15 protein-coding genes are annotated in these 20,556 nt (G+C 38.8%); 9 read left to right on the top strand and 6 right to left on the bottom strand.

Annotated elements, in window-relative coordinates; all coding sequences use genetic code 11:
• Position 1: 1 nt before the first annotated feature.
• Positions 2-694, bottom strand: coding sequence for an ABC transporter ATP-binding protein (locus ACINWC141_RS00330; protein ID WP_009386480.1), 693 nt, complete (start codon positions 692-694; stop codon positions 2-4).
• Between the two features lie 44 nt (positions 695-738).
• Here ACINWC141_RS00330 and ACINWC141_RS00325 point away from each other — a divergent pair, with 44 nt between their 5' ends.
• Positions 739-1,362 carry an arylesterase gene (locus tag ACINWC141_RS00325; RefSeq protein WP_009386475.1) on the top strand — a complete coding sequence of 208 codons (624 nt, stop codon included), beginning with the start codon at positions 739-741 and terminating at the stop codon, positions 1,360-1,362.
• A 35-nt stretch (positions 1,363-1,397) separates the two neighbouring features.
• On the opposite strand, the gene ACINWC141_RS00320 is transcribed toward ACINWC141_RS00325, so the two are convergent.
• Positions 1,398-2,012, bottom strand: a complete 615-nt coding sequence (locus tag ACINWC141_RS00320; protein ID WP_003653067.1) for a carbonic anhydrase — start codon at positions 2,010-2,012, stop codon at positions 1,398-1,400.
• A 283-nt stretch (positions 2,013-2,295) separates the two neighbouring features.
• Here ACINWC141_RS00320 and ACINWC141_RS00315 point away from each other — a divergent pair, with 283 nt between their 5' ends.
• A complete protein-coding gene (locus ACINWC141_RS00315; RefSeq protein WP_009386526.1) occupies positions 2,296-3,321 on the top strand; it encodes an alpha/beta fold hydrolase in 1,026 nt (341 codons plus the stop codon).
• A gap of 27 nt (positions 3,322-3,348) precedes the next feature.
• Positions 3,349-4,356 carry a hypothetical protein gene (locus ACINWC141_RS20185; protein ID WP_009386604.1) on the top strand — a complete coding sequence of 336 codons (1,008 nt, stop codon included), beginning with the start codon at positions 3,349-3,351 and terminating at the stop codon, positions 4,354-4,356.
• Between the two features lie 22 nt (positions 4,357-4,378).
• Here ACINWC141_RS20185 and ACINWC141_RS00305 read toward each other — a convergent pair whose 3' ends face one another.
• Positions 4,379-6,418 (bottom strand): ligand-gated channel protein, encoded by a 2,040-nt coding sequence (locus ACINWC141_RS00305; protein WP_009386477.1) that lies wholly within the window; start codon positions 6,416-6,418, stop codon positions 4,379-4,381.
• 164 nt (positions 6,419-6,582) lie between these two features.
• Complete coding sequence (gene nfuA / locus ACINWC141_RS00300; RefSeq protein WP_009386614.1) at positions 6,583-7,221, bottom strand: Fe-S biogenesis protein NfuA; 639 nt, start codon at positions 7,219-7,221, stop codon at positions 6,583-6,585.
• Positions 7,222-7,378: 157 nt separating this feature from the next.
• Here nfuA and ACINWC141_RS00295 point away from each other — a divergent pair, with 157 nt between their 5' ends.
• The 5 genes from ACINWC141_RS00295 (at position 7,379) to ACINWC141_RS00275 (ending at position 13,212) form a co-directional block, all read left to right on the top strand.
• A complete protein-coding gene (locus ACINWC141_RS00295) occupies positions 7,379-7,996 on the top strand; it encodes a rhomboid family intramembrane serine protease (RefSeq protein ID WP_002117778.1) in 618 nt (205 codons plus the stop codon).
• Between the two features lie 171 nt (positions 7,997-8,167).
• Complete coding sequence (locus ACINWC141_RS00290; protein WP_009386541.1) at positions 8,168-9,844, top strand: arylsulfatase; 1,677 nt, start codon at positions 8,168-8,170, stop codon at positions 9,842-9,844.
• On the top strand, positions 9,841-10,845 hold the full coding sequence (locus tag ACINWC141_RS00285) for an SUMF1/EgtB/PvdO family nonheme iron enzyme (protein ID WP_009386510.1): 1,005 nt from the start codon (positions 9,841-9,843) through the stop codon (positions 10,843-10,845). The genes ACINWC141_RS00290 and ACINWC141_RS00285 overlap by 4 nt, the downstream gene beginning before the upstream one ends.
• 107 nt (positions 10,846-10,952) lie before the next feature.
• Positions 10,953-11,117, top strand: a complete 165-nt coding sequence (locus tag ACINWC141_RS19145) for a hypothetical protein (RefSeq protein WP_009386556.1) — start codon at positions 10,953-10,955, stop codon at positions 11,115-11,117.
• 547 nt (positions 11,118-11,664) lie between these two features.
• Positions 11,665-13,212, top strand: a complete 1,548-nt coding sequence (locus ACINWC141_RS00275) for a hypothetical protein (protein WP_009386573.1) — start codon at positions 11,665-11,667, stop codon at positions 13,210-13,212.
• 42 nt (positions 13,213-13,254) lie between these two features.
• Here ACINWC141_RS00275 and dsdA read toward each other — a convergent pair whose 3' ends face one another.
• Positions 13,255-14,589, bottom strand: coding sequence for a D-serine ammonia-lyase (dsdA, locus tag ACINWC141_RS00270; RefSeq protein WP_009386578.1), 1,335 nt, complete (start codon positions 14,587-14,589; stop codon positions 13,255-13,257).
• A 164-nt stretch (positions 14,590-14,753) separates the two neighbouring features.
• Positions 14,754-16,385: an inorganic phosphate transporter gene (locus ACINWC141_RS00265; RefSeq protein ID WP_034676953.1), complete on the bottom strand. Its 1,632-nt coding sequence runs from the start codon at positions 16,383-16,385 to the stop codon at positions 14,754-14,756.
• A 463-nt stretch (positions 16,386-16,848) separates the two neighbouring features.
• On the opposite strand from ACINWC141_RS00265, the gene metH reads away from it, so the two are divergent.
• A complete protein-coding gene (gene metH, locus ACINWC141_RS00260; protein ID WP_009386609.1) occupies positions 16,849-20,535 on the top strand; it encodes a methionine synthase in 3,687 nt (1,228 codons plus the stop codon).
• Positions 20,536-20,556 lie beyond the last annotated feature (21 nt).

Below are 20,556 nucleotides of genomic sequence, written 5' to 3'. Positions count from 1 at the left end.
TTTAACCACTCTGTACTGTCTTTAATTGGCCGTCATCTAACTCAACATGGCGCTGACAAAGGGTTGCTAAATTACGATCATGGGTCACCAAGATCAGAGTCGTACCTAACTCTCGGTTTAAATCAAAAAGTAGACTCTCAATTTCCTGTGCTGTCTGACCATCTAAGTTTCCTGTCGGTTCATCCGCAAAAATAATTTGTGGTTCTGCAATAAGAGCTCTCGCAATCGCAACCCGTTGCTGTTCCCCTCCAGATAAGACTTTAGGTGTTTGCTCAACCTGACGACTAAGACCTACTCGATGCAACCAATCTAAAGCTTTTTTCTCTGCGGATTTATAATCAAAATCTTTACGTAATCGTAAGGGCAACATCACATTTTCAAGCGCGCTCAACTGAGGCAAAAGTTGAAAAGACTGAAATACAAAACCAATATGTTGCATTCTGATTTGGGCACGTTGCTCCTCTGTTAACTGATGAACAGCTTGACCACATAACCAGACTTCTCCTTCAGTTGGTTGATCTAAAGTCGCCAAAATTCCTAGTAAGGTCGATTTACCTGAGCCAGAACGCCCAGTAATTGCCACCTGCTCCCCTTCAAAAATCTCTAAATCGATATCTTTTAAAATCGTAAACTGATTTTGGTTAATCTGAATAGTTTGTGTAACTTGATGGGCAGCAATGATGGGTTGTGGCATGATGTAAAAAGTCCTATGTATTCAGAATCAGGGTCGAAGTACAAATGTATAAATCTTTTTTGATTGGTTCTAAAAGCATCATGCTCATCTCATTAAGTATGCTGCCTATGCTTGTATCGGCGAAAACTATTTTAATTTTAGGAGATAGTATTAGTGCCGGTTACGGAATTGATCCCAAACAAGGTTGGGTACAATTACTGCAAAAACGCTTAGACCAACAGTATCCCAAACAACACAAAGTGGTCAATGCAAGTGTTAGTGGGGAAACAACTAGCGGCGCTTTAGCCCGTTTACCTAAATTATTACAGACCTATAAACCTAATGTGGTCGTGATTGAATTAGGCGGAAATGATGGTTTACGTGGTCAACCACCACAGATGATTCAAAAAAATCTGGATCAGCTCATTCAATTAAGCCAAAAACAAAAAGCCCAGGTTATTCTTTTTGGCATGAAAATTCCGCCAAATTATGGGGCTGCATATAGCAAAGCTTTTGAAAATAACTATAAAGTTGTCAGCCAAAAATATCAGGTGAAATTACTTCCGTTTTTTCTTGATGGTGTTGCAGGTCAAAAACAGCTTATGCAAAATGACTTGATTCATCCAAATACTCAAGCACAATCAAAATTACTTAATTTAGCTTATCCATATATAAAAGGTGCCCTGTAGGCACCTTTTAGTTTTAATAATTATTGTTAATCTAATTAAAAATCAAAGAAAGTAACTTCACCAGTTTCTAGTGAATATTCTGCACCCACAACAATCAACTCACCTTTCGCAATCAAGCTTTCAAGCACACTTGAACCATGACGTAACTGATTGACCGACGCAAAAACGTTTGAACGTACCGCATGACACGATAATTTTTTCAAATCATTTTTTAAGTCAGTTTGCATTAAAATTTCAACTGATGGACGAACACGGTTCACAATCGACATTAAGTTAGATGACGGCGGTTGATCAGGGTTCATCAACGTATCAATTGTCGCTTGAATTGCGCCACAATGACTATGTCCCAATACAACAACAACCGGACAGTCATAGCGCTCTGCCGCGAACTCAACACTACCGACTTGTGAGGGTGCAACCACATTACCAGCAACACGGATTACGAATAAGTCACCAAGACCTTGATCAAATACCATTTCTGCTGGAACACGAGAATCTGAACAGCCTAATACAATCGCAAATGGATTTTGATCCTTTGCCATTTCAGCGCGTTCATGATGCGATAAGGTTTTTGCAAGGGAAGTATTTCCATTTACAAATCGTTGATTACCAGCTTTCAGACGATCTAAAACTTCTTGCGCAGTAGGCATTTTATATTTCCATTGTTTTTTCAAGGTTAGAAATCATTTTAATGTGTCAAAATTTGAATGTCACTGACAAAAAATAAATCCTTTGTCATGAAAAAATTTAAATATCCTTAATTCATTTTAAGGTGGATTTAACCTCAAATTCCCTACTGTTTAGTGAAAAAATAGACATACTTTAGCAAATGGATTGACTATAATTTTCTCCCTTTTAATCGTTTGGCAAATGACTCATTGGCAAAGTTTTTCAATAATTTTCCAATCGCTCACGCTTCAAGGATGAAATCTTATGACAACACTGTTTGTATCAACTCAAACTGCTTTTAAAAAAGCTGCTATAGCATTTACCGTAGCATGTAGTCTTACCACAGTAATGGGTATTTCGCAGACAAAAGCAGCAGATACAATTGATGTGAGCTTTCAAAATATCTTACAGCAAGAGCGAAACTGGGCAGGTCTACAAAGTAAAAGTTTAAAAGTTGGCGATGTAAAATGGTCTTATAGTGAAGGTGGCTCTACCAGCAAGCCTACTTTGTTACTCATCCATGGATTGGGAGGGAGTCGTGATAACTGGAACCGAGTTGCGCGTTATCTCACTGCAAATTACCACGTTATTATTCCAGATCTACCTGGCAGTGGTGAAACTGTAGTTACGCAAGACTTTGATTATTCTGTTCCTAATCTTGCTGAAAAATTACGACGCTTTGTCGAAGCCGCAAATTTAAAAGGTCCAATCCATATTGCTGGGCATTCACTGGGTGGCTCAATTGCCCTGCTCTATGCCGGACAATATCCATTTGAAACAAAAAGCCTATTCTTGGTTGATAGTGGCGGAATTTTCCGTTCTGCAAATACAATTTACTTAAAAGATCCTGTCTACTTAAAGCAGCTGTTAGTGTCTAAAAAGGGAGACTTTAACTATTTGTTAAAGCAAACCATGTTTAGCCCGCCATTTATCCCTAAAGAGTTTCTGGAAGCTCAAGAAAAGCTCATGATTAATCAAGCGCCTCAAACTCAAAAACTGGTTGATCAGCTTATTGCACTCAATAAAGTTTACACACCGGACTCATTTGCAGTTTTAACAAAGACGATTGATGCACCAACACTGATTTTATGGGGTAAACAGGATAAGATTATTAATGTAGAAGTCGCTAGTGAACTAAAACGACTTTTAAAAAATGCCCAACCTCCGGTTATTTTAGAGAATGTTGGCCATATGCCAATCTTGGAAGCTGAGCAATTAGTGGTTCAGCAATATTTGCCTTTTTTATTAAAAATCGAGGCCAATCAGACCACTAAAACCAGTACTCCCTAATTCCAATTTTCAGACTTGCGAGACCTTATGTCTACCCAGCCATTCATAGAAAAACTCATTGAAGCTCATCTAGATTTTTTAGATGAAGAGTTTGCTCAGGCCAGTACCATCCAGCAAGAGTTTGAGCAATTTTATCATTGGTTGGGTAGTCGGCAACTACAGCACCTCTGGACTTTTGAGCATATTCAGCAACTCATTCAAAAACAGATTTTAGAAACATCTGCTTCTGATTTTCTGATTGAACAAATTGCAGAACATATTCGTTTTGCACTTATACATCCAATCAATGACAGTGCAACAATTGAAGATGTTATTCCTGTTTTAACCATTGATGGAATTGCACAATACGTTGCAAGTAAAGAAGAACATCGTAAAAAAATCATTAAAACGATGGTTAATAATCCTGCATTTTCAGCACTTTTGACTCAACTGATTCAACAAACAATGCATGATTACTTAGATGAATCTATGTCAAAACGTGTGCCAGGTGTAGGCCGTTTTATGAAAATGGGAAAATCGGTTCTAGAAACTGTGACCGATTCGAATCTAGACGATACGATTAATCATTATTTGCAAAAGAATATTTTAAAACTAAGTCAAATGAGTGAGCGTGTTTTAAACCAGCATTTTGACAATGATAAGCTCTACCATTTTCAGGCAAATGTTTGGCATAAAGTTAAAGCCATGCCGCTTTCTGTTTTAAAAAATTATGTAGAGGTTCAGGATTTATCAAAAACTGTGGGTTTAGGACATGAAATCTGGGACCACATGCGCCAAACTTCTTACCTGAAACAACAAGTACATGATGGTATCTATACTTGGTATGTTCGAAATCAGGAACGTAATTTTGACTTGTTACTTCGTGACCTCAATATCGATGAAAACTTAATTCAACACGAACTGACTCAGTTGCTTGTCCCTGTATTACAGCAGTTAGTTACAACAGGACATTTAAGACGACGTGCCCGTGTTCACTTAGAAAAATTTTATTATTCTGAAAAAGCATTAAATATTTTAAATAACAAAGGCGCTTAAAGCGCCTTTGTTATTTAATCGCTTAGAATTTATAAATTATTCCTAAATTATAGCGGCGCCCATCTAAAACATAATTATAAGTTGCTACATCTATGTCTTTATCAAATAAGTTGTAAATACCTGCCGCAAATTGGATCTTGTCAGTCGGTTTATAGTTCATACCAACATCAACCAGTCCATAAGCAGGCTTTCCTTCAGCCATTGAGGTTCGACTTAAATATTCAGAAGTTTTACTACGGAAATTCAAACGGCTCCACATATTTACTAAGTCATTAACTTGCCAATCTAAAGTAGTGTTAAACATATGTTCTGGCATTTCGTTTAAAGGTTGACCTTTAAATTGACCACTTTTTTGCTCAGTATCGGTATAAGTATAATTAGCATTCATTTTTAAATCTGGTGAAATTAACCAACCAAATGTCGCTTCAACACCTCTCATATTGGCTTTATCTACATTTGTACGTTGACTGACAAAATCAAAATCCAGACCTAACCACTTACACTCGCGAGCGCCTGCCTCACCTGAACAGGTTCTAACTTCTGTAATTTTATCTTTAAATTCACTATTAAAAATCGTTAAACCCGCATTCAAGTTATCAAGATTATCCCAAGAGAATGAAAGCTCATAGTTCGTACTTTTTTCAGGTTTTAAATTAGGATTACCAACAATTACTCCTGCAGAACTGCTCCCTCCTGTCGCTTGTCCCCATTCTGCTACAGTCGCTCTTAATGCAGGTGTTTTATAGCCTGTTGATACACCGCCTTTAATAATCCAGTTATCATTTAAAGTCCATACACCATATAGTTTAGGACTGAAATGATCTCCAAATTTTTCGTCCTGATCCATTCGTAATGACATTGTTAAAGTGAAAGGATCAATAATATTCCATGCATCTTCTGCAAATAACGCCCAGCTATAACGATCTAAATTAGAAACAGGCTGTGATCCGCCCACTTTTAATTGGTTACCTAAATCATCTAATTCCTCTTTGAGATAACTGCCGCCCACGCTAAGCGCATGATTTGCGAGTGTGATCTGGTTAAGGGTGTTAAATGTAGTATTTACAGCTTCCATATTTCTAGACGGGTTCTTATTTTCTTCGCGTTGAATATAAGAATGAGTCTTCACAGGACCAATATCACCACGGTGCGTTAAACTATATTCTGTACGGTAGTAGTCTGTTAATGAATCCGCTGGTGGATTACGACCAGTTTGAACAGGTGAAACCGTTTTTCCAATGGTCGCGTTACGATTTTGAATAGAACGCTGGTATTCAAGTTCAATCGTATGCTGATCATTTGGTGTAAGGCTTAAAGTAGCCCCGCCTGTCCGAATTTTTTGTTTCTGATAACCGCCAATAATTTCATCTTCATCTCTTTGTGAAAATGTGCCATTGGCTTTTAATCCAAGTAAATTCTTAATTAATGGGCCAGAAACATAAGTATTGGCTTGGTAAAGATTTCCAGATTTATTATTTTCTTGAATAGTTGTATCTAACTTAACCGAACTGTTCCAAACATCTGCAACTTTTTTAGTAATGATATTGATAACACCACCCATCGCATCTGAACCGTATAGTCCAGACATTGGTCCACGAATAACTTCAAGACGTTCGATACTTTCAATTCCCGGTAACCAACCTTGCTCAATACCTGAGTTGTCACTGTTAGGACGCACAGAACGTGTATTTACTTTCTTACCATCAACCATAATGACGGTATATGCACTTCCCATTCCACGAATACTGATATCAGATGAGCTTCCCCCACCTGTCACAACCACTCCAGGCACATCTTTAAGTGCATCAGTTACATCACGATATGCTTTTTTATTAATCTCATCTTGAGTTAAAACCGAAATAGAAGCTGCTGCTTTTTTTATATTTTGTTCAAAACCACTTGCTGTCACGACTATTTTTTCTAATTGTGCAACTTCACCTTCTTTTTTATTTTTTATAGAAGAATCAACTAAAATATTTTCACTTTCAGCAGCATAAGCCGTAGGAAACATTACTGTAAGTACCGAAATTGATAATACAGATTGGAAAATACTTTTCGTCATATCCGACTCCAACACATTAAATTATGAATAAATATTAAGTTTTACTTAAACAAATGTAACAAATTTAAATGATAAAATAAACAATATTGATAATTATTTTCAATTGATAGCCATAAAAAAACCTCATTACGAGGCTTTTTTATTTCACTTTTCAAATAATTTAATTATTTGAAATAAGCACCTTCAGCTTGCGTATGGTCAGTTTGGTCAACCACACGTTGAAGCTCAGGAATCTGCTCTTTTAAAGTAGTTTCAACGCCCTGTTTCAAGGTAACGTCAATTGCAGAACAGCCTTGGCAACCACCACCAAATTTCAATACAGCAGTTAAACCATGTTCTGGGTCATCTTGTACTTCTACCAAGCTACAATTTCCGCCATGCCCTGCAAGACCTGGGTTAATTTCTGCTTGAAGAATGTAAGTAATACGTTCTTCAATTGATGCATCTGGACCAACACGTGGAACTTTAGAATTCGGTGCACGGAAAGTGAGCTGACCACCAAAACGGTCCTTATTGTAATCAATTACAGCATCTAAAAGATAAGGAATCGATGGCGCATCAATATATGCAGGAAAATCAGGATAGTCCTGTTTATAATCCGTTGGGACTACTTCTTCTGGTGCACTATATGCCATACAGCACTCTGCACGTGGCGTACCTGGATGTTCAACAAAAACTCGAACGCCAATTCCCGGAGTATTTTGCTTCGACAATAAATCGTGCAAATACTCTTGTGCAGATGGTGTAATCAAAAGGTTTGGAATTTCTTCTGCAACAGCAGTGTTGGTGTTCTCAGTCGACATAACAATATTCCTCAAGCTGATGCCTTTATATTAACCGAAGATGAGGTGGATTTAAAAAAAATCAACTAAATTTGTCGGATTTATACACAACAGGGTTTCAAGTTAAGTTTTTAATGGCATTATTGGGCCAGTATTGATCATTTTTTAAATATTTCTTATGTTGCATTTGCCATTTAACCATACAGTTACTCTTATTATTATTACGGTCATTATCTCTTTACTTGCTTTTAGCAACCAGAACGTGATGAACCGGTTGATTTTTTGGCCACCTGCAATGCAACGTGGACAAATTGATCGCTTCATTACTCATGGCTTTATCCATGCCGATGGAACCCATCTACTCTTTAACATGATCACCCTGTTTTTCTTTGGCAGTATTATTGAAAGTTTTTATCGCCAGTATTTTTATGACATGGGTTTTGTGTTGTTCTACTTAGGTGGCTTAATCTTCGCAATTTTACCAAGCTATCTACAACACAAGAATGATGCGAATTGGGCAAGCCTAGGCGCTTCTGGTGCTGTGTCAGCTGTTTTATTTGCTTATATTCTGTTCCAGCCATGGAAACTGATTTTTGTATTTTTCATTCCTGTACCCGCTATTATCTTTGCGATTTTATATGTGGCGTACAGTATTTGGGCTGGTAAACGCGGTAATAGTCATATCAACCACAGCGCTCATTTGTGGGGTGCAGCTTACGGGATCATCGTAACCATTTTACTTGAGCCAAAAGTCATTCCACATTTCTTAGACCAACTTACTCGCCTTCCTTTCTAAAACATATAAATCTAAGAAAAAGCCCGTTATGGGCTTTTCTTTTTTTCTCATTTGTTTATCACCATAAATTCTCAGTCTTTTTTCTGATTTTCTTTGATCAATTCGTTGTTTTGATTGCAAAAACCATCTGATTAAACTCATGCCAATTCTTTTAATAATTCAGATGATACAATGAAGTACAAAGCAATTTTATCTAGCCTTTCCATTGCTTTATTTAGCTTATCTTTGGCTGGATGTAATGACAACGATAATCAAGAAAATGTCGTAAGTACGCCTAAGCAACCGAATATCTTATTTATTATGGCTGATGACTTAGGCTATTCAGATTTAGGAGCTTTTGGTGGAGAAATTCATACACCTAATATTGATAGTTTGGCTCAAGAAGGACGCCTTTTAACCGACTATCATACCGCCCCAACCTGTTCTCCGACACGCTCTCAACTTATTTCTGGGACTGATCACCATTTAGCTGGCATTGGTGCAATGGCTGAACTCACGCCAGACCGTTTGAAAGGACAGCCAGGTTACGAAGGGTATTTAAACGACCGTTCGCTATCCATCGCACAAGTACTTAAAGATAACGGCTATCGCACGTACATCAGTGGTAAATGGCATTTAGGGCTAACACCTGAAACAAATGCACACGCCAAAGGTTTTGACCATTCATTTACCTTATTACAAGGTCTAGATCACCACTTTAAGCAAGCGCCGAGTGCCTTTAAGCGAAATTCAACCTATACAGAAGATGGTCAAGTTATTCCTGTTTCGGCTTTGCCTGATGACTTTTTCTCGACAAATTATTTTACCGATAAATTACTAAGCTATTTAGACTCAGGCAAAAATAGCGGCAAACCGTTCTTTGCTTACGCAGCCTATACAGCACCTCACTGGCCCATTCAGGCACCTGCTGAATACCGTGAAAAATACCGTGGAGTTTATGATGTCGGTTACGATGCTATTCGTAATGCACGTATTGCTAGGCAAAAACAGCTCGGTATTATCCCTGCAAACTTTGATGCAGCAGAACCAATTGCGACACAGAATGCTCCACAAAAATATGGAAAATGGGATGAGTTAACAGCTGAACAAAAAGCGCTTGAAGCCCGTAAAATGGAAATTTATGCAGGCATGGTTGAAAATCTCGATGCCAATGTGGGCCGAATTATTCAATACCTTAAGCAAAATAATCTTTATGACAATACTTTAATTTTCTTTGTTTCCGATAATGGTGCAGAAGGTTTTGTACGTGGCGGATATGGCAGCGAATCTGGTTTTGATAACTCAGTAACAAATGTGGGCACGCCTACTTCGTATCACTATATTGGACCACGTTGGGCCGAGGTCAGCGCGGCACCTTTCCATTTATGGAAGGATACAGCTGGCGAAGGTGCAACCACAGCGCCTGCTATTGTGAAATTACCGAACCAGAAAAAAGCAGAAGAAACCAACCATAGCTTTGCATCAGTACTCGATGTTTTCCCAACTTTACTAGAATATGCTCATATTCCAGTACCTCAAGGCCAATATAATGGTCGTACCATTAACACGCCATCAGGGGTTTCATGGAAACCTTTGCTTGAAAATAAAACAACCACGATTCGCCCCGAAAATTTTAGTTTTGCCGATGAGTTACATGGCAGTAAATATGCAAAACAAGGCGAGTGGAAAATTGCCCTTCAAGGACGCCCTGAATTAGGCACAGGAACATGGGAGCTATACAATATTAAAACAGATCGAGGGGAAAGACAAAACGTTGCTCAGCTTTATCCTGCTAAAGTGCAAGAGCTTTTATCGGTTTATCAAAAATATACTGAAAAGAATGGCGTGCAGGAATACAACGCCAAATGAAATTGAAACCATTTTTAGTTACAACCATCAGCCTGTCTTTTATGACGGGCTGTAGTCAATCTTCACACGTTTCTGAATCTGCGCCCTCGTTACAGCAGCAAACTTCTTTAGCTGACTTAGGCTCTATTGAAAAGTGTAAAAACTACACTGGACTACCTCAAGGTTGGCTCAAAAAACCTACCGCTGGGATGGTTTTAATTGCTGATGGACATTTTAATTTTGGTTCTGAAAAAGCCTATCCAGATGAACTTAATTTTGGGAAAAAACAACGGGAAGTCAAAGGATTCTGGATTGACCAAACTGAAGTTACCGTTGCTCAGTTTGCAAGCTTCGTAAAAGCCACAGGCTATATTACCGATGCCGAAAAACAAAAGCAGGCTGCAGTTTTTTCACCAGACTCTCATCATCCACAGCAATGGTGGCAGCTAAAATCAGGTTATACATGGAAAACCCCAAATGGCAGTACTGGCGCCCTAGCTAATCCGAATGAACCTGTGCGATATGTGAGTAAAAATGATGCTGAACATTATGCAGTTTGGCTAGGACATGATTTACCAACAGAACTAGAATGGGAATATGCAGCTAAAGCCAATTCAAAAACTGATACACCCTTACATCAAGCCCCTACCGATGAACGCCAACATCCCCAAGCAAATTACTGGCAAGGTGAGTTCCCTTTTCAAAACCTAAATCAAGATCACTTTAAAGGTGTCGCCCCGGTTGGATGCTTTGCGCCTAATAATTTCAAACTATTTGATACGATTGGAAATGTATGGGAATGGACATCATCTCCATATCAAGGAGCTCATGACCAACATATGGGAAATTATTCTGATTTAAGACAACAACAAATCACCAGTACACAATATGTAATTAAAGGCGGATCTTTTCTTTGTGCTCAAAATTATTGTTCACGTTATCGAAACAGTAGCCGCTATCCTCAAGACTTTGATTTGGCAGCAACTCATGTGGGCTTTCGAACAATTTTACGGTCTGATTAGTTTCTTTTAATTAAAATTATTAAAGATATTCTTAACGAAAAGTAGATCGAAAAATAATCAATATATTTCTATAGTACAAAGGAGAATGATAAAAAAGTGAGAACATGATGAAAATATTATTTCTTTGTGCAGCAACAATTTTCACAATGTCATTATCAGCCTGTGCAGTTCATACACGTGAAGGTAGTATTGTGATTGATCCCGACTCACCTTATCACAACCATCCTGGAGACTTTTGCCCACCAGGACAAGCGAAAAAAGGACGCTGTTAGAGATACTCTTCTTTTAAAGTAATTTTGAAGTTACTTTAAAGAAATAAAGTTCAAACAAGTGAGTGCCAAAATGGAGGGTTCCAACCCAAAAATAGATGGGATGAAACTAGAAAATTATGGTGCAAAAAAATCACCATATCCCCAAGATTTTTAAAAGACAATCTTATGTTGTCTTCTATCTAGTTTCACCCCAATTCTTTCTTATTCAGTCTGACTTTTCTTATCTTTTAATAAAAAAGTCTAGTTTTTAATCATTTCTGTATCTGTATTATTGATACATTTTGCTCATTTTACCTTCAGGTTAAAACTGATGTATTCGCTTAATACAAAATAATCATTTATGTAACATAAGTCTATAAAAATGTTCTAAAAATGTGAAAAAAATTAAGGCGAAAATGAGATAGATTTATCATAATAAATCGCTCTTTCATGTTTCATCACATAAACAATCAATATTATTTTGTCAGTTATTGCCACTCGTTTCCTTTCGTTGGCATAGATAATGTATACACCTGTATATTAACCCAGTCGTATAACGAGATATTTTATGTCCAGCACAAGTCAAGTCGAAGGTCTACAATTTCCAGTACACGCCTCAACAAAAAAACAAAGCACATCTCTTACAGGCCAAGAGATTTTGTCAGAGGCTTTATCTGTTGTAGATAATAAAACCGCGCAACAAGTGCTGAATGAAAAGAACTGGCGAAAAAACTACCCTACCTATTTTAAAGCACTTGTTAAACAAGGGATCTCAAATAGTAGCAACCCCATTACTATTGCTAAGCAAGGTTTGCATAAAGCCCATCATATTTTTGACTACTATCGTGATAATAAACATTATCTTTTAAAAGATGCGGTTCATATTGCTTCATCTACGCCACTTCATACAGTCAAACTTAAAGGTGAAAGTGAAGCAGCTCCAGAGTGGTACGTTCCTTACAAAGGACAAAAACTCAGTGGACAAAGCTTATTGGACCAAATTCAACGTTGGGAAGAGGCTGGTATTATTGAACCAAGTCATGCAAAAGCTTTGCGTGAAGCTACTGCACATCCAGAATGGTTTGATTTATCTGACCGTACCATGGTGCTGTTTGGTGCAGCTTCAGAAGCTGGTCCTCTACCTTGGTTAGCCAAATGGAAAGCGAATATTATTGCTGTCGACTTACCAAACCCACGTGTTTGGGGCAAAATTTTAAATACGATTCAACAAGGAAATGCAACACTCATTGCTCCAAGCGTTGAACAAATTGCATCCTCAGCAAAAGCTTCTGAACTAAAAGATAAATTGGGTGCAAATTTATTGACTCAATTACCAGAAATTGCACAGTGGCTAGTGCAGTTTCCACAAAAGTTAGATTTAGCTGCAATTGCCTATTTAGATGGTGAAAAGCACGTTCGTGTATCCATGGCAATGGATAGCATCATGCAATTTGTGAGCGAGCATAAGTCCGATACAAGCCTTATGTTTATGTGTACGCCAACCGATGTTTATGCAGTTCCTAAAGAAGTAGCAAAAGCTGCTCAACAAAAATTTAAATCACGCACAAAACTACAAAAATTAGCAGTGAAAGGTGTTTCTACACTTTCCTTAAATCGTTTTTTCCAAGCACCATATCAAGACCTGATTGATTGTGAAAATGGAAAAACTTATGGTATTGCCGACTGTCTAGTCGTTGAGCAAGGGCCAAATTATGCTTTGGCAAAACGCATTCAACAATGGCGTGCTATTTTAGCTCGCCATCAGGGTCAACACGTAAGTATTAATATTGCTCCATCTACAACTACCCACTCTGTGACTAAAAATCCATTACTGAAAGCTGCTTTTAATGGCGCAGAGCTTTTTGATGTAGAGGCCTTTAGCCCTGAAACGACCAATGCCATTATGGCGGCAATCTGGATTCATGACTTAAGAAATGAGTCTTCTGTGGCAAATCCTGAAACTGAATTGGACCATCCGCTTGAACTCATGATGGAAGGTGCCAACCACGGTGGATTGTGGCGTGTTGCTTATTTAGCAAGAACTGCCCTGCCTTTTGCTGCAATCTATGGCTTCGCGACCGAAAAACTACCTTTTGGAAAATCATCTAAAAAATAATTTGATTGAAGCCCAATTCTAGAATTGGGCTTCTTTCTGTATTTATTTATTTTGAAAGTGTGAGAGATATTTTTGCATTTCATCAGACGGCACCATACCGCCTCCTGTCGCCCATATTACATGGGTTGCCTGTTGTAATTTCTCAGCAGATAATTGATGTAAAGCCAAATAATCCGGACTCGTCTGAACATAATAGGGTCCCATCATGCCTGCTACCGCAGAAGGCTCAAGCTGAATATTTTCGGTTTGATTTAAAAGCGCAATGAGCTCATATAAACGTTCATCATCAATGGTGTAATAGCCATCAATTAACTGCTGCATAGCACGTCCCACAAAACCTGAAGCACGGCCTACCGCAAGCCCATCTGCAGTAGTTACATTATCGAGGCCAATATCATTCACTGAAATCTGATCATGTAAACCTGTGTGGACACCCAGTAACATACATGGTGAATGGGTGGGTTCTGCAAAGATACAATGTACATGCTCACCAAAAGCCAGTTTTAATCCAAAACTCACCCCACCAGGGCCACCACCAACGCCACACGGCAAATAAACAAATAATGGGTGTTCAGCATCAACTTTAATTTGTTTTTGTTCAAATTGCTGTTTTAGACGTATTCCTGCAACGGCATAGCCTAAAAATAATGTTTTTGAGTTTTCATCATCAATGAAAAAACAATGTGGATCTTGCTCTGCTGCTTTTCGTCCCTCTTCAACAGCTACGCCATAATCACTGGCATATTCCACAACATTAACGCCCAGTGAACGTAGTTTGTCTTTCTTCCACTGCCTCGCATCAGCAGACATATGAACGGTGACTCTAAAACCGAGTTTGGCGCTCATGATGCCAATCGAAAGCCCTAGGTTGCCTGTAGAACCTACTGCAATTTGGTGCTTAGAAAAGAACGTTCGAAATGAATCTTGATCTAACTTACTGTAATCATCTTCTGGCTTAAGTAAGCCTGCCTCCATAGCAAGTTTTTCAGCATGTGTGAGCACTTCGTAAATGCCCCCACGTGCTTTAATAGAGCCTGAAATAGGTAAATGACTATCTTTTTTCAGCCAGAATGTTCCACTCAGTTGCACTTGTTCTGCTGAAGAAAGTGCCTTTTGCATGTTCACAATTTCAACGATATCTGATTCAATTTTTCCATGTTGCAATTGAGTTTCAGGAAATACCTTTGCCAAATAAGGTGCGAAACGTTCTAATCTAGCTTCTGCTTCACTTACGTCCTCTGCTGTAAGCCCCACTTTCTCTAAAGCTTCTGTTAAAGAATAACGATGAGGCATAAACCAAAATGTTTCTTGATAATCTTGTAATGTTTGAATAAGTGGAAATTGTTGTTTTAGCTGATCTATTTGAACCGCATCCATAATCTATCCTGATATAAAAGTTTTAAGCCCAGCCTTAAAGCTGTTTGATGCTCTATAACGACTTGTTAATTTATAATTGAATGTACATGAAAATAGACTGAACTTTAAAAAGAAACAAATAAAAAAGCCACTGTAAACAGTGGCTTTAAGTTTTTTAAATGCTTTTATACAAACTGCAAGAATAACCAGTACAAACCGCCTGACAAACAGATTGTTGCAGGAAGTGTAAATACCCATGCAGATAAAATTGTTTTAACTGTATTGAAGTTTAAGCCTGATCTATTCGCGACCATGGTACCTGCAACAGCACTGTTTAAAACGTGTGTTGTTGAAACAGGCATACCTAAACCATCAGCAGCTGCAATTGTACTCATTGCTACAAGCTCAGCAGACATCCCTTGACCATAAGTCATGTGATGCTTACCAATACGCTCACCTACAGTCACAACAATACGTTTCCAACCCACCATGGTGCCTAAGCCAAGTGCCAAAGCAACGGCTACTTTCACCCAAGTTGGAATGTATTGTAAGAATGAATCTAAGCTACTACGGTATTCTTTCACAAGTTTTTCTTGTGACTGATCCATTTTTGGTAATGCATTCGCTTTATCCAAACGTTTAAACGATGTGGTGCTTAAATACATGTCATTACGAATTTCGCTAATTGCAGCTTCAGGAATGTCTTTTAAGTTGCTATAGCTAGAAACACGCTCACCCAAATGATCAGTCATGCTTGCCAATGCAGGCACTACTTCAGGAGTTTGCTGTTTAGTTTGAATATATTTAGTCAAAATAACACGTGCTTTTTCATCGGTTAATTCTGGCTGATTTTGATTCAAAAATACGGCAGTTTGAGAAGAAAGCTGATGGAATGATTGAACTTGTTGTGTATCAAGGTTTTTATTTAATGAGTAAGCCAACGGCACCAGACCAACCAAAATCAGCATGATAAGACCCATACCTTTTTGACCGTCATTTGAACCATGTGCAAAACTTACGCCTGTGCAGGTAAAGATTAAAATTGCACGAATGATTGCTGGAGGTGGTTTATTACCTTCTGGTGGCTGGAATAATTCTAATTGGCGTTTAAAAACAGTTTTAACCAACAAGAAGACAATCGCTGCAAAAGCAAAACCAATTAAAGGTGAAAACAATAATGCCTTACCGACTTTAATCACCTGATCCATATCAACACCACTGGTCGTTACGCCAGTCGATGCACTCAATAGATGGTTCATAATGCCCACACCCAAGATTGAACCAATCAAGGTATGAGAGCTAGACGCAGGAATACCCAAGAACCAAGTTCCTAAGTTCCAAAGAATCGCAGCAATAAGAAGCGCAAAAACCATTGCGAAACCTGCACCACTACCCATGTTCATAATCAATTCAACAGGCAACAATGCAATAATGCCGTAAGCGACTGCGCCGCTTGCAACCATTACCCCAAGAAAATTACAAAAACCTGCCCACATGACTGCTACCGGTGCAGGTAAAGCATTGGTGTAAATCACTGTCGCGACTGCATTTGCAGTATCGTGAAAGCCATTTACAAACTCAAAGCCTAAAGCAATCAAAAGTGCTGTAGATAAAAGGATAACCGAATAAAGACTCAAAGGCGGTACATGCGCTAAATCAGCACTCACCTGAAATCCAATATAAATAAGTGTTGCAACAATAATCGTCAGAAACACCGGCATAAAAAACTTAGGTGTCGGGACATGTACATTCGTCGATTTGACTTGCAGGTTTGCCGCAAGTTTTGAATCCGAAACAGGGGGTAGATTAGAATTCATGCAGACGGTAAGAGGATAGAAAAATCCTCTGTATTCTTAAATTAAATTATGACAATTATATGACAAAGCGGCGTCTGATGAAGTCAATTTTTCATATTTTGACCTCATTTGATGCACCTTTCCTCTATGAAATTTATTTTTATTTTAAAATACAATAATTTAAATCATTTTATATCTTCCTTATTTATGACTATTTTTAAAGCAAAAATATATAAAAAATTACCTGCATGACTATTTTTTAAACAGCCTAATTGTCATAAAACGGAATATTGGAGATGAAATATTTCAATATCATGATCATTTTATGAATATTTGATGAAAAAACATTCTCTATTTGTCATAGCAGCCGTTTTTCAATGAATCTATTACAAGTGAATGATGGGTCGTTATAGCTCATCAATTGTGCAACTATTCTGTTACAATAGCGCCGCATTTTTAAATTTGTAAAATATCGGGGTTTTCTATGTCTACGCTTGCCACCCTAAAAGCGCTTCTTGCCAAACGCATTCTGATTATTGATGGTGCAATGGGCACCATGATTCAACGCCATAAATTAGAAGAAGCCGACTACCGTGGTGAGCGTTTTGCCGATTGGGCACATGACCTAAAAGGTAACAATGACCTTCTTGTGCTGACTCAACCGGAAATCATTCAAGGTATTCATGAAGCTTATCTTGATGCGGGCGCAGACATTATTGAAACCAACAGCTTTAACGGCACGCGTGTTTCAATGTCTGATTACCACATGGAAGATCTTGTTCCAGAGATTAACCGTGAAGCAGCACGTTTAGCTAAAGCAGCCTGTGAAAAATATTCGACTCCAGATAAACCTCGTTTTGTAGCAGGTGTACTCGGTCCAACATCGCGTACCTGTTCAATTTCACCCAATGTAAATGATCCAGCATTTCGTAACATTACCTTTGATGAGCTAAAAGAAAACTATATTGAGGCAACTCATGCGCTGATTGAAGGCGGTGCAGATATCATTCTGATTGAAACCGTTTTTGATACATTAAACTGTAAAGCTGCAATTTTTGCGGTGAAAGAAGTCTTTAAACAAATTGGTCATGAATTACCTCTCATGATTTCGGGGACCATTACCGATGCCTCAGGCCGTACCTTAACAGGTCAAACTGCCGAAGCGTTCTGGAACTCGGTACGTCATGGTGACTTACTTTCAATTGGTTTTAACTGTGCCCTTGGTGCAGATGCAATGCGTCCTCACGTTAAAACCGTGTCTGATGTTGCTGATACATTCATTTCTGCTCATCCAAATGCAGGCTTACCAAACGCATTTGGTGAATATGATGAAACTCCAGAGCAAACCGCGGCGTTCTTAAAAGAATTTGCAGAAAGTGGTTTGATCAATATTACCGGCGGTTGCTGTGGTACAACACCAGACCATATTCGTGCTATTGCCAATGCTGTAAAAGACATTGCACCACGTCAAATTCCTGAAACTAAGCCAGCTTGTCGCTTAAGTGGTTTAGAACCATTTAATATTTATGATGACTCATTGTTCGTTAACGTGGGTGAACGTACTAACGTTACTGGTTCAAAAAAATTCTTACGTCTTATTCGTGAAGAAAACTTTGCCGAAGCTTTAGAAGTGGCACAGCAACAAGTGGAAGCTGGCGCTCAGATTATTGACATTAACATGGATGAAGGGATGCTCGATTCGCAAAATGCGATGGTGCATTTCCTAAACCTTGTGGCATCTGAGCCAGATATTTCACGTGTGCCGATCATGATTGACTCATCGAAATGGGAAATCATTGAAGCAGGCTTAAAATGTGTACAAGGCAAACCGGTTGTTAACTCAATTTCTTTAAAAGAAGGTTATGACGAGTTTGTCGAAAAAGCTCGCCTGTGCCGTCAATATGGTGCTGCGATTATTGTGATGGCCTTTGATGAAACAGGTCAGGCGGACACTGCTGAGCGCAAACGTGAAATCTGTAAACGTTCTTATGATGTTTTGGTTAACGATGTCGGCTTCCCTGCTGAAGATATTATTTTTGACCCGAACGTGTTTGCTGTTGCAACAGGAATTGAAGAACACAATAACTATGGCGTCGATTTTATTGAAGCCACCGGTTGGATTAAACAGAACTTACCTCACGCCATGATTTCTGGTGGTGTATCGAACGTTTCGTTCTCGTTCCGTGGTAATGAGCCTGTGCGTGAAGCGATTCACTCTGTGTTCTTGTACCATGCCATTAAACAAGGCATGACCATGGGGATTGTAAATGCCGGTCAAATGGCAATTTATGATGATATTCCGAAAGAACTCAAAGATGCAGTTGAAGATGTTGTTTTAAACCAGAACCAAGGTGAATCTGGACAACTTGCTACTGAAAAATTGCTTGAAGTCGCTGAAAAGTTCCGTGGCCATAGTGGTGCTCAACGCGAAGCAGAAAACCTTGAATGGCGTAACGAACCTGTAGAAAAACGTCTTGAATATGCATTGGTTAAAGGTATTACCACCTACATTGACGAAGATACCGAAGAAGCTCGCCTAAAAGCCAAACGTCCTTTAGATGTAATCGAAGGCGCTTTGATGGACGGCATGAACGTTGTTGGTGACTTGTTCGGTTCAGGCAAAATGTTCTTACCACAGGTTGTGAAATCTGCACGTGTTATGAAGCAAGCTGTGGCTTGGCTTAACCCGTACATTGAAGCTGAGAAAACAGGTAGCCAATCTAAAGGTAAAGTCCTGATGGCAACTGTTAAGGGCGACGTACACGATATTGGTAAAAATATTGTAGGCGTAGTACTGGGCTGTAATGGTTACGATATTGTTGACCTTGGCGTGATGGTGCCTTGCGAGAAAATCTTGCAAACTGCAATTGATGAAAAATGTGACATCATTGGATTATCAGGTCTGATTACCCCATCTTTAGATGAAATGGTGTTCGTCGCGAAAGAAATGCAACGTAAAGGTTTTAATATTCCTTTATTGATTGGTGGCGCAACAACTTCTAAAGCACATACAGCAGTAAAAATTGATCCTCAGTACCAAAATGATGCTGTGATTTATGTTGCAGATGCTTCACGTGCCGTAGGTGTTGCAACAACTCTGCTTTCAAAAGAAATGCGTGTAAAATTCATCGAAGAGCATCGTGCTGAATATGCCAAGATTCGCGAGCGCTTAGCCAACAAACAGCCAAAAGCTGCAAAATTGACTTATACTGAGTCAGTTGAAAACGGTTTTAAAATTGACGAAAGCTATGTACCACCAAAACCAAACCTTTTGGGAACACAAGTCCTCACCAACTATCCGCTTGCAACGCTTGTAGAATATTTTGATTGGACACCATTCTTCATTTCTTGGAGCTTAGCAGGTAAATTCCCGAAAATTTTAGAAGATGAAGTGGTTGGTGAAGCTGCAACTGACTTGTACAACCAAGCTCAAGCAATGTTGAAAGATATTATCGACAACAATCGTTTTGATGCCCGTGCTGTATTTGGTATGTTCCCTGCTCAACGCACTAACGCTGACACAGTGAGCGTATTTGATGAAGCGGGTCAAAATGTTACGCATACTTTTGAGCATTTACGTCAGCAATCTGACAAAATTACAGGCAAACCAAACTTGTCTTTAGCAGATTACATTCGCGCTGACCGTGAGCAACAGGACTACTTGGGCGGATTCACTGTATCAATTTTTGGTGCAGAAGAATTGGCAAATGAATACAAAGCCAAAGGTGACGACTACTCTGCAATTTTAGTTCAGTCATTGGCTGACCGTTTTGCTGAAGCCTTTGCGGAACACTTGCATGAACGCATTCGTAAAGAGTTCTGGGGCTATAAAGCTGATGAACAGCTCAGCAATGAAGAGCTGATTAAAGAGAAATATGTCGGTATTCGCCCTGCACCGGGTTACCCAGCTTGTCCAGAGCACTCTGAAAAAGCTGTGTTGTTTGACTGGTTAGGTTCTACAGATAAAATCGGCACCAAACTGACTGAACACTTTGCAATGATGCCACCCTCTTCGGTAAGTGGTTTCTATTATTCTCATCCACAAAGTGAATACTTTAACGTGGGCAAAATCTCTCAAGACCAACTTGAAGATTATGCAAAACGTAAAGGTTGGACACTGGATGAAGCGAAACGCTGGTTAGGGCCGAATTTAGATGATTCGATTGTTTAAGCCTATGTAATTTTTGAGGAG

The organism is Acinetobacter sp. WC-141, from assembly GCF_000313935.1.
Taxonomy (GTDB): Bacteria; Pseudomonadota; Gammaproteobacteria; order Pseudomonadales; family Moraxellaceae; genus Acinetobacter.
This window is presented reverse-complemented; position numbering and strand designations above follow the sequence as displayed.

What these genes read in the sequence shown, in the direction of transcription:
- ACINWC141_RS00275 (WP_009386573.1), top strand. Translation starts at nt 11,665, where the DNA reads ATGTCCAGCACAAGTCAAGTCGAAGGTCTACAATTTCCAGTACACGCC.
- ACINWC141_RS00320 (WP_003653067.1), bottom strand. Translation starts at nt 2,012, where the DNA reads ATGCCTACTGCGCAAGAAGTTTTAGATCGTCTGAAAGCTGGTAATCAA.
- ACINWC141_RS19145 (WP_009386556.1), top strand. Translation starts at nt 10,953, where the DNA reads ATGAAAATATTATTTCTTTGTGCAGCAACAATTTTCACAATGTCATTA.
- nfuA (WP_009386614.1), bottom strand. Translation starts at nt 7,221, where the DNA reads ATGTCGACTGAGAACACCAACACTGCTGTTGCAGAAGAAATTCCAAAC.
- metH (WP_009386609.1), top strand. Translation starts at nt 16,849, where the DNA reads ATGTCTACGCTTGCCACCCTAAAAGCGCTTCTTGCCAAACGCATTCTG.
- ACINWC141_RS00315 (WP_009386526.1), top strand. Translation starts at nt 2,296, where the DNA reads ATGACAACACTGTTTGTATCAACTCAAACTGCTTTTAAAAAAGCTGCT.
- ACINWC141_RS00295 (WP_002117778.1), top strand. Translation starts at nt 7,379, where the DNA reads ATGTTGCATTTGCCATTTAACCATACAGTTACTCTTATTATTATTACG.
- ACINWC141_RS00285 (WP_009386510.1), top strand. Translation starts at nt 9,841, where the DNA reads ATGAAATTGAAACCATTTTTAGTTACAACCATCAGCCTGTCTTTTATG.
- dsdA (WP_009386578.1), bottom strand. Translation starts at nt 14,589, where the DNA reads ATGGATGCGGTTCAAATAGATCAGCTAAAACAACAATTTCCACTTATT.
- ACINWC141_RS00305 (WP_009386477.1), bottom strand. Translation starts at nt 6,418, where the DNA reads ATGACGAAAAGTATTTTCCAATCTGTATTATCAATTTCGGTACTTACA.
- ACINWC141_RS00325 (WP_009386475.1), top strand. Translation starts at nt 739, where the DNA reads ATGTATAAATCTTTTTTGATTGGTTCTAAAAGCATCATGCTCATCTCA.
- ACINWC141_RS00290 (WP_009386541.1), top strand. Translation starts at nt 8,168, where the DNA reads ATGAAGTACAAAGCAATTTTATCTAGCCTTTCCATTGCTTTATTTAGC.
- ACINWC141_RS00330 (WP_009386480.1), bottom strand. Translation starts at nt 694, where the DNA reads ATGCCACAACCCATCATTGCTGCCCATCAAGTTACACAAACTATTCAG.
- ACINWC141_RS20185 (WP_009386604.1), top strand. Translation starts at nt 3,349, where the DNA reads ATGTCTACCCAGCCATTCATAGAAAAACTCATTGAAGCTCATCTAGAT.
- ACINWC141_RS00265 (WP_034676953.1), bottom strand. Translation starts at nt 16,385, where the DNA reads ATGAATTCTAATCTACCCCCTGTTTCGGATTCAAAACTTGCGGCAAAC.